Here is an 8,764-nt window from a genome sequence, read left to right as displayed (position 1 = left end):
GCCAGCATTAAGCATGAATGTCAGGGCCATAAAGAATAACGAACCAAGCACACCAATCACCGTCCACTCATCAGGGGTGAAGCCAGCAATCAGCTCTTTAGCCCAAAAAATAAAACTACCACCCGACGCCAGGTAGGAAGCATTAGAAGCGATATTGCTCATTTTCATGATCTCCCCCTCCCGGTCAGCGGGTTGGGCGCGTAGTTAAGGAATTTAGCCCACCAGTGCAGCCACTCATCTGTTAATAGTGAGTGTGGAGTTGATTGGATGACAGGGGGCTAAAACTGAAAAAGCCTCAGCGGAGGCTGAGGCTTAGGCTTAAAATAAAGAGTAACTCAAATTAAAATAAAGTATGCATCAATAACATCTAACCAGCTGATTTTTAATGGCTTATGCCTTTAAATAACGCCTGTGATTTGTATTTACTCCCCACAAGCCTGCTGCTGCGCTCACAATGGCGCCAATAAGCAAAGCAAAGAAGGACCATAATGCAGCCCGAGACAGTGCTGATGCAACTTTCTCTGCTTTATCTTTCGTTTTTTGTACAAATTCAGCATACTCTTGCTTTGCTTGATTAATATTAACTTCTGCATCTTTAAGACGTTGGTTAACAATTTCACTAGCCTTATCTTTAGCATCAATCAAGTTCTGTGTGGTTTTATCAATTTCTTGCGACGTCAAATTAGTATTCTGTTTCAATGCCTGTTTCACGGCATCTTGATCAACACCCTGTGTAATCGCATCAGTATGTCGCTTAAGTTTATCAAGTAATGATTGAATAATTTGATCGCTATTTTGCGGATCAACCACCAGCGCTTTCACAGATTCAGCAATTTCTTTCTTTGCATCGTCAAGTTGTTGTCTCATGAAGTCCGGTTGTAATGAAGGAATATTGCTCTTTTTCAGAGCTGTTACAATGTCATCTTGAAGTTTCTCAGATTGCAGGTTTGATTCGAGACCCAATTTATCAAAAAAATTGATACCTACATCGGTAGCACTTGAGGCCCCACTGCCAATGACTGAACCTGCCCCGCTAATCACATTCCCAGAAGCTGAAACTAAAGCACTAAATGCATTTCCTGCGGTTTTAACCGCTGAACTAACAAGGATACCGCCAAGAATAGTTGCCACGATAAGCGAAGTTGCCCAAACCAGGAAACCATGAATTAAACCATCATTAGCAGCCAAACGGCCAGATATGAATGCTCCGGCAGTCAGGCTGATTAGAACAGACAATGCTGACCATATGGCGACAGCTGTTCCAGCACTATTAACTGGGTCATCTGACTGTGGGTCAACCACAGAAAACCCCAAACCAGTACCAAGCATAGACAAGAGAAGAGATACAGCAATAACTGTAATAACCCCCCCCATAACGCTTCCCCATGAGATTTTTTTAACAACTGATAACTCTGTAGCTTCCATAGTTAAACTCCTTTAAAGCTTATGGTATTCGATTAGTGCTGTTAAGCCTACAAAGTGTAGTTTTATAAATAGAATTTCACCATAATTAGTTAAGTATTTCTTATGAAATAGTATCAGAGAGACAAAAAACCACCGAGGTTATCCCTAAAATAGATTTGCCATACATGGACAGCATGCAGGTATTAACGATTGCCTACAGCTAGTGATATGTGGGTTTTGAATTATTCTGTTCAGTTCGCCTTGGCGAGTATTGATTTACCCGCCCAACCACACTCAACCAGTTCGACATACGGGAAAATCACGCATGCAAAAAAGCACCTGAGCGATTAACTCAAGGAGTTGAATAGTTACCGGCCTTTCTTCAAAAGAATTCCCCAACAGAGAGGCGCATCAGGCAATTTTCCGCAGGGAATGCCGATAGTGCAATCAACAACGCCGGATACGTTTTTCTCTTGGAACTTATTTGGAGCGGTCAGTGGGAATCGAACCGGCGTCATTAGCTTGGAAGGCTAAGGTTGGGCCACTCAACTACCCCCGCATAAATGCAAAAAGGCCCACCGAAGTGAGCCTAAAAATTCTTTCGGGTAATTCTACATACGGGATTATCACGCATATAAAAAACCCCGCTCAATGGCGAGGCCTTAATTATTTAAAGTGAGGCTTATATACAAGTACCCCACTGTTTATGGAAATTACGCCAATTTCGGACAAAATGCAAGTTAATAATTAAACTTTGTCGTCAATAGTGCCAATCATGTCGTTATCGTGTGATTTTTTGAAACTCATCCTCCGCATAACTCTCTTCAATGTCACATTTAGCCACCAGCGACTCATAGAATGGCTTCCAGTTACGCCGCCATGTCCTTTCATTGAGTTCAGGAAGCAGCGCTGTAATTGCTCTGTAAGCTGTCGTTGAGGGTGTCCGTTTGTAACCAATTCCAGAACAGCGCTCACACTCTTTCTCAACTGGTACGCCAAGCCGTTTGGATTTCTCAAGGTCACGCACTTTACCGGTACCATTGCAGCGACAACGATGGGAAATTTTGCCCTTTCCGTTACAGGAATTACATAATTCGCCCACTTGCTCTTCTTTAACCCATGCATCTGTCTCACCACACCCTGGGTGTTTAACCACTTTGCGGGTGCTGTAAATTAATCCCTTTCCCTTGCAATGCTTGCATGGGCTGGTTGCCGCCGCTGAACTGCTGTATTCCTCATAGGCAAATTTAGCCAGAATCACCATGCATTGAGCCATTCGGCGGCCCGATGCTTTACCGACATGTTTCGGGGCATTCTTTATGGCGAATTGGGTCAGTTGTTCAACGGTTCTGATCCGGTCTTCTTTGCTAATGCCAACCTTACCCAAATATGCAGCCATTCCGAAACCTGCCCGAGCCTCAACCATTCCCATTGCTGCGGCCAGATCAGGCCCCTTGAGCGAATCAGAAGAGGTTGCGCGGGGCGAATCCGTAATCATCTGACTTTTGGCGCTGAACTGCTTCATTGCTGATTCTAATTTCACTATGCCGCCCTCTTCTTTAAATTTTGTGCCTGCCTGAATAACTACGGGTCTTTTGTTCCGGTTGCTGTTGGCTGCGCCGTGCCGCTTCTTCCTGATCAATTGACATAAAATGCCCGTAACGGAATTGACGGTATATTGTCCCCAATGGCCCGTTGCGGTTTTTAGTCAGGTTGATTTCTGCAATACCTTTGGCGAGGCTGTTCTCGTCATAGAGTTCGTCGCGATACAGCATCATGATCAAATCAGCATCAGCCTCAATGCTGCCTGAGTCTTTCAGGTCAGCATTCACGGGGCGCTTGTTCATTCGCTGTTCCACGCCTCGGGATAACTGACTTAATGCTATTACCGGGGTTTTATTGCGCTTGGCTAATGCCTTAAGACCGCTGGACACTTCCCCCACGGCGATATCGTGGCGCTGGCGCTCGTTAACGGATATCAACCCAAGATAGTCAACAAATACAGCAGCCAACTCAGGGTGCTTGCGCTTATGGGCTATTGCTGATTGCTTGATTTGTTCGACCGTTAACTCACTGGCGTCAATAATCCAAATGGGGCGACCAGTCATTCGACCAATACCGGCTGATATTCTGGCCCAGTCTTCATCTTTCAATTGTTCGGGTGATTTGAGTTTTGACGTGGATAGACCGCCAGCTCCGGCAACTTGTCGTTCTGCTATCTGGATCGCCGCCATTTCCATACTGAACAGCAGCACACCACCGCCTTTCTCGGTAATTTTATCAATCAAATTGAGCGCAAATTCTGTTTTACCTACCGATGGCCTGGCCGCAATCAGTATTAAATCCGTCAGATCAAACCCGCCGGTTAAAGCATCTAACTCATCAACGCCAGTCAGTAACGTGCGCCCTTCCCCTGTACCTGACATCCTCTCTTCAAGTCGGCTATACACTCCCGCCAGCAGATCATCAATATGCACGGCCACCAGCTCGCCGGTGTCCAATTTCATGTTCTGGAGGCTTTCAAGTAATCCAGCAATCGCGGACATGGATTCATCGCCAGTGCGAGCGCTACCCAAGGCGGTAATAGCGTCAGCGACTACACTCTCCGCGCTGCGAATGAAATGATTTTTCACCACCAGCGAGGCGTACTGCTCCAGATTAGCGATCGCCCATGAGAGTTTTACCGATGCGGACATTATCGCCTGGTACTCCCCCCCTAACGCCTCACCGACCAGCACTGGATCAATCACATTTTTACTCAATGCTTGTCGCATAATTTCACGATAAATATCGCGATATCGCCGGGTACCGAAAGCCTCCACCGGCAACGTAGAAAACACGTCAAACGTTTGAGGGTAGGCATCCAGATCACGTAACAACAGCGCCCCAATCACCGCGCCTTCAATTTCTTCATGTGTCATACCGCGGCTTCCTTGCGGAAACTATCCCAATTAAATACCAGAGTAGCCCCACCCCCCTCACTCATCCGGTCAACGATCCGCTCTCCGATTACGTCGCTAAGTTCACTCACCGTTAAGTTGCTAATCAGAATGGTTGGTCTGAAATTCTCATATCGGGTATTGATGATTTCGAACAGGATCAGCTTTTCCGCTTCGCTGCCGAACTGAACGCCCACCTCATCGATAATCAGCAAGTCCAAGGTGCTGTACAGGTGATAAATATCATCTTCGGTGTTTTCTGCGTCTTTCTGCCATGTGCGTTTGATGGCGCGGGTAATGCGCATCACGGAGGTCAGCAAAACACTATTCTGGTGCTCAGCGATAATCTGCCTAGTCATAGCAACCGCCAGATGGTTCTTACCTGTTCCGCACGAACCACAAAGCAGCAAACTGGTACCTGATTCCTTCACCTGTGGCCAGTGACTTACATAGCTCTTGCAAACTTCAAGGTTGCTAGCGGCTTTGTCATTGACGGGCTGATAATTATTGAAATCACAGTGCTCAAAGCGTGGGCTGATATGAGCCTCAGCGATAAGCTGCATGATCTGCGCGTCTTTGATTTGTCCGTTCACCTGATTGATTTCATCCGTTATGCAGACGGGACAACGGGAACGGCGCTCAACGACACGATCAGCAAATTGGCAGGTCAGACCAACGCTGAGGTAATCGCCGTGTGCGAGGCAGTTTTTTGTTTCATCAAAACCATGGGCAAAGTGGCGGTCTTCGAAAGCGATAATGCCAGAGGAAAAACTCAGTTCGGTTTCAAGGTCGCGGGCCTTATTGTTCAGTTCCCGCATGGATTGCTCCCATATCGTAGGCATGCCGTTGATCATTCGTTAAACCTCCCCATGAATGGAGCTGTAGTTACGCCGTAATCGCGATTGGCGAACCCTGCATGAGTGTTTTGTTTGTGGTTGCTGGCTACTGGTGGTGCCATGGTTGACCATGGATTTTCATACTCGCATCCGGGGCCAAAGAAGCGTGTAGCCTGCATAACGTAAGATGTATTGATCTGGCTCTTGGCCAGGCAGAACTTGGCGTAGCGTTCTACCCCCGCCAATAAAACCTCACAAGGGACACCCGCTTTGATTCGGGCATTCCAGCACTTAAACGCGGCGGGTTTAGAATTACTCCCCTCGCGTTTTGGGTATCTGGCCCATGCTGTTTCGAACTCTGCTGAATAATCGTTTTTAATTCGCTTAGCAGGGGCATCATCGCCAGATGGTGCAAGTGTGTTTGTAGTCTCTGTAGTAGTCTCTGTGTAATCTACTGTATGAATGGATGCGGGATTTCCACTAGCCGGTACGCTGGTTTGCCCCATACCTGCCTGTGGGTTTCCCCCATCGCTGTATGTGGAATTTCCGCATCCTTGGATGTGACTATCCATCACGCTGGGTTGGGTATCTGTTTCTAATAACAATCTCTGCAATAACTCATGGTTAAGCCGAAAAAACAGTTTTGCCGGGATACCTTGTTTGGATTCTTCAAGCACACCAATATCACGTAATTTTCTACGTGCCCCCTCTTGCTCATAACGTGTTAAACCCGTTTCTTCCTCCAGTTGAGATTGTGTTTTGTAAAACCACTGACCATTAGTGATTCGGTTGTGCCAATAAACCATTTGCGAAAGCAATACAGCGCCGGTGATACCCACCCCCAAACGAACAAATGAACGCTGGTAGGCTATTGGGCGATCCAGTAAATTCAATAGCTGGCTCATAAACCTACCCTCTGGACGGATACTTTAGGAGTCATGGATTAGTCCCCATAAATATCTGGACGTAATTGCTCTTTCGTTACCGCGCCGCTGGTGGCAACTTCAATTCTTTTCGCTAATGCCGGAGACGCTTTACGGTGCCCATAAGCAATCAAATTTAGGTAACCAGGAGAGGTGCATGATAGGTCTGCCAGTCTCTGCCACTCTTCAACTGAAGACACTTTTCGCCAACCAAGTAAGTCATGACTCATAATAAAACCCTATGACAAAATGATAAATCAAAGTTTATCTTTACGATAAATTAATAACAAGGTAAATTTATCATTCTGGGTATTTATCATTTTGCTAACAGATGGGATTATATACGAATGGAAACTAAAGACTTTAGACGCAATAATTTGCGCGCTCTCATGGGTAGCTTCATCCAAGAGGGTAAAACAAAAGCTCAATTTGCTGACGCGATAGGACTGCCCGCATCTCAACTGAGCCAGTTGGTTAGCAATAACGCAACTCGTAACGTAGGCGACATCATAGCGAGGCGTGTTGAGTCTAATCTTGGGCTAACTAAAGGCTGGATGGACGTGCCCCATGACCACTCTCAACAAATTCCATCTACTATAAATTCTGGTGAAAGCACGGCAGGAACTCGTTTTAACTTGCAAAACCTCGGTAAAAACTATACTGATCATCCATACAGGCTGGAGTTGTTGGATACACTGCATAGTTGCGGGGGTGGGAGAGTGAACGGAGATTATCCTGAAATAATTCAGTCAATAGAGATTGACCCTGAATATGCGAAGCGCATGTTTGGATCTCGCCCCGCCAACTCACTCAAGCTAACAACCGCCTATGGTGACAGCATGTTGGGGACAATTGATCCAGGGGAGCTAGTTGTTATCGATATTACAGTCAAAACGTTCAGGAGTGATGGTATTTATGCCTTCACCTATGGGGAAGGCTCCCACATAAAGCGTTTACAAATGCTGAAAGATAAGATTGCAGTTATCAGTGATAATAGCGCCTATGAGCGGTGGGAGATAAATTCTGAGAATGAGGAAGATTTTCATATTGAGGGGTTTATTGTGGGCAAGTGGCAGATGGCATACTCCAGACTCGGATAATTAAATACTGATATTTATCAAACTGACCAGCCTTGTGCTGGTTTTTTTTCGTCCAAATCTTAAAGGTAAAGTTATTTATCTTTAAATATCATTATTTTATCTTAAAATGACATTTTTTCTGTGAATTATTTATCATTTTGCTATTTACCAAAGTTTATCTTTGAGATAAATTAACTCCATCGAAAGCCAAGCGGGGTTAATCATGGAAAATCAAACAACACTACTTTTGAAAAAAATAACCAATGAGTCAGCCGATATATTCTCTCTAATTGGTTTAATACTTGAGCGAATGGATTTGGATGATGGAGTTGACAAAAAATACGTTGACTCAATATCAGCAGTAAAAACCTTGGCCCATAAATTAAATGCAGATCTAGATCTTCTTTCATAATGATGAAAACGGAAAAGCTAAATCATGAATAACTTATCTAATCGTATTAGTTCGGCTCTGGTAATGACGCCAATCGAATACCAGAGCCTGGCCTTAAATAATACCTGCGATGGTCTTTATAAGGTTGAGATGGATTCTAACTTAACGATATTTATCTTTGCAACTATTAAACGTTCTGACATTAAAGCCAAGCCAGTAATGAAACGTGTAACCGCTAGCAGCTATAAAGAAGCCCGGCAACAATTAATTTGTAATTACATTATTTTATTTGCTGGTCGCATTCCAAGTCAGGAGAAAATGACATGAGCAGAAAACAAATCACTCTTGATGATGTTATGTGCCGTATCCAGCAAGCGCAAACAGTCCTTACTCTCTGGCTAGGAACACTAACGACAGATGATGAGAACACCCCTAACATGGTTGATTCAGTACTTACAATCCTTGATGGATTATCTGATGCAATTGCTATTGAAATAGATACACCAGCAAATATCAGCTTAAATAATTTGATGAATACTACACCATCAAAAAACATTAAACCTAGATCAATGGGGAAAAAATGAAAATATTAAAATTTAAAAAGAAAAATCCTCAATGCATATCACACCGAATGGTCTTTGTTGGAAAAAGAGAAGGTACTGATATCACCACCGCTATCTGGGCGGCCCACTACAGGAAGCCAGAGCGTAATGATGATGAGGTTACTGACTTGACGATGAACATCATCAGTAATCACTGTATGGATTTTCTACCTACCGATGTTTGGCCGGAAACGCTAGAAGGGGTGCTTAAATTTGAACTTGGTGTGTTGGTTGGCGAATTCTATTCGATAAACCCACTTCCGGGAAAAATCGCCAAAGCAGTATTGGCAGCCGGTTACCGTCTGAATGAAAGCATTGCAACACAGGAAGCTACCGAAAGAGATATAGCGGTCGATGAAATGCACGTCATGTACGTCAATGCACCTGATACCACCAGCGTTCGACAGTACCTTGAAATGCTATGTGACGCCGGATATCGCAAGGTAGGCACCAACGACTATCCGTCAGAATGTTCAGCTACGTTTTACCCTACAAATAAGCAAGGCGACTAATTATGATCACATGTGAATTATTAACAATTGAACGGGTAGAAAAGGCTGTAGGGTACGACCGCACAACCATCTACCTGC

Annotated in this window: 12 protein-coding genes; 5 read left to right on the top strand and 7 right to left on the bottom strand. The window is 44.7% G+C overall.

Translation table 11 applies throughout. The features are described from left to right. From ACNSO8_RS01410 to ACNSO8_RS01380, 7 genes are all read right to left on the bottom strand, one after another. The coding region (locus ACNSO8_RS01410; RefSeq protein ID WP_418393599.1) for a phage holin at positions 1 to 162 on the bottom strand (162 nt) is incomplete at its 3' end. 228 nt (positions 163 to 390) lie between these two features. Next, positions 391 to 1,425, bottom strand: a complete 1,035-nt coding sequence (locus tag ACNSO8_RS01405; RefSeq protein WP_418393598.1) for a CAP-Gly protein — start codon at positions 1,423 to 1,425, stop codon at positions 391 to 393. 760 nt (positions 1,426 to 2,185) lie between these two features. Continuing rightward, a complete protein-coding gene (locus ACNSO8_RS01400) occupies positions 2,186 to 2,947 on the bottom strand; it encodes an antitermination protein (protein ID WP_418393597.1) in 762 nt (253 codons plus the stop codon). A 16-nt stretch (positions 2,948 to 2,963) separates the two neighbouring features. Then, entirely contained in the window at positions 2,964 to 4,325 is a 1,362-nt protein-coding gene (locus ACNSO8_RS01395; RefSeq protein ID WP_418393596.1) for a replicative DNA helicase, read from the bottom strand. Continuing rightward, positions 4,322 to 5,197: an ATP-binding protein gene (locus tag ACNSO8_RS01390; RefSeq protein ID WP_418393595.1), complete on the bottom strand. Its 876-nt coding sequence runs from the start codon at positions 5,195 to 5,197 to the stop codon at positions 4,322 to 4,324. Before ACNSO8_RS01390 ends, ACNSO8_RS01395 begins: the two co-directional genes overlap by 4 nt. Continuing rightward, positions 5,194 to 6,084: a hypothetical protein gene (locus ACNSO8_RS01385; protein WP_418393594.1), complete on the bottom strand. Its 891-nt coding sequence runs from the start codon at positions 6,082 to 6,084 to the stop codon at positions 5,194 to 5,196. The genes ACNSO8_RS01390 and ACNSO8_RS01385 overlap by 4 nt, the downstream gene beginning before the upstream one ends. Before the next feature lie 38 nt (positions 6,085 to 6,122). Next, positions 6,123 to 6,332 (bottom strand): transcriptional regulator, encoded by a 210-nt coding sequence (locus tag ACNSO8_RS01380; protein WP_025377650.1) that lies wholly within the window; start codon positions 6,330 to 6,332, stop codon positions 6,123 to 6,125. A 117-nt stretch (positions 6,333 to 6,449) separates the two neighbouring features. Here ACNSO8_RS01380 and ACNSO8_RS01375 point away from each other — a divergent pair, with 117 nt between their 5' ends. The 5 genes from ACNSO8_RS01375 (at position 6,450) to ACNSO8_RS01355 (ending at position 8,686) form a co-directional block, all read left to right on the top strand. Further along, positions 6,450 to 7,202, top strand: coding sequence for a S24 family peptidase (locus tag ACNSO8_RS01375; protein ID WP_411919573.1), 753 nt, complete (start codon positions 6,450 to 6,452; stop codon positions 7,200 to 7,202). 202 nt (positions 7,203 to 7,404) lie between these two features. Next, a complete protein-coding gene (locus ACNSO8_RS01370) occupies positions 7,405 to 7,593 on the top strand; it encodes a hypothetical protein (RefSeq protein WP_025377648.1) in 189 nt (62 codons plus the stop codon). Positions 7,594 to 7,617: 24 nt separating this feature from the next. Next, positions 7,618 to 7,899 (top strand): host cell division inhibitor Icd-like protein, encoded by a 282-nt coding sequence (locus ACNSO8_RS01365; protein ID WP_418393593.1) that lies wholly within the window; start codon positions 7,618 to 7,620, stop codon positions 7,897 to 7,899. Further along, entirely contained in the window at positions 7,896 to 8,156 is a 261-nt protein-coding gene (locus tag ACNSO8_RS01360; protein ID WP_418393592.1) for a hypothetical protein, read from the top strand. Before ACNSO8_RS01365 ends, ACNSO8_RS01360 begins: the two co-directional genes overlap by 4 nt. Then, entirely contained in the window at positions 8,153 to 8,686 is a 534-nt protein-coding gene (locus tag ACNSO8_RS01355) for a hypothetical protein (RefSeq protein ID WP_418393591.1), read from the top strand. Before ACNSO8_RS01360 ends, ACNSO8_RS01355 begins: the two co-directional genes overlap by 4 nt. Positions 8,687 to 8,764: the final 78 nt, after the last annotated feature.

The sequence above is a fragment of the Yersinia sp. LJYL362 genome, assembly GCF_048323875.1.
Note: the sequence above shows the minus strand (reverse complement) of the source record. Positions and strands in the feature narration are given on the sequence as shown.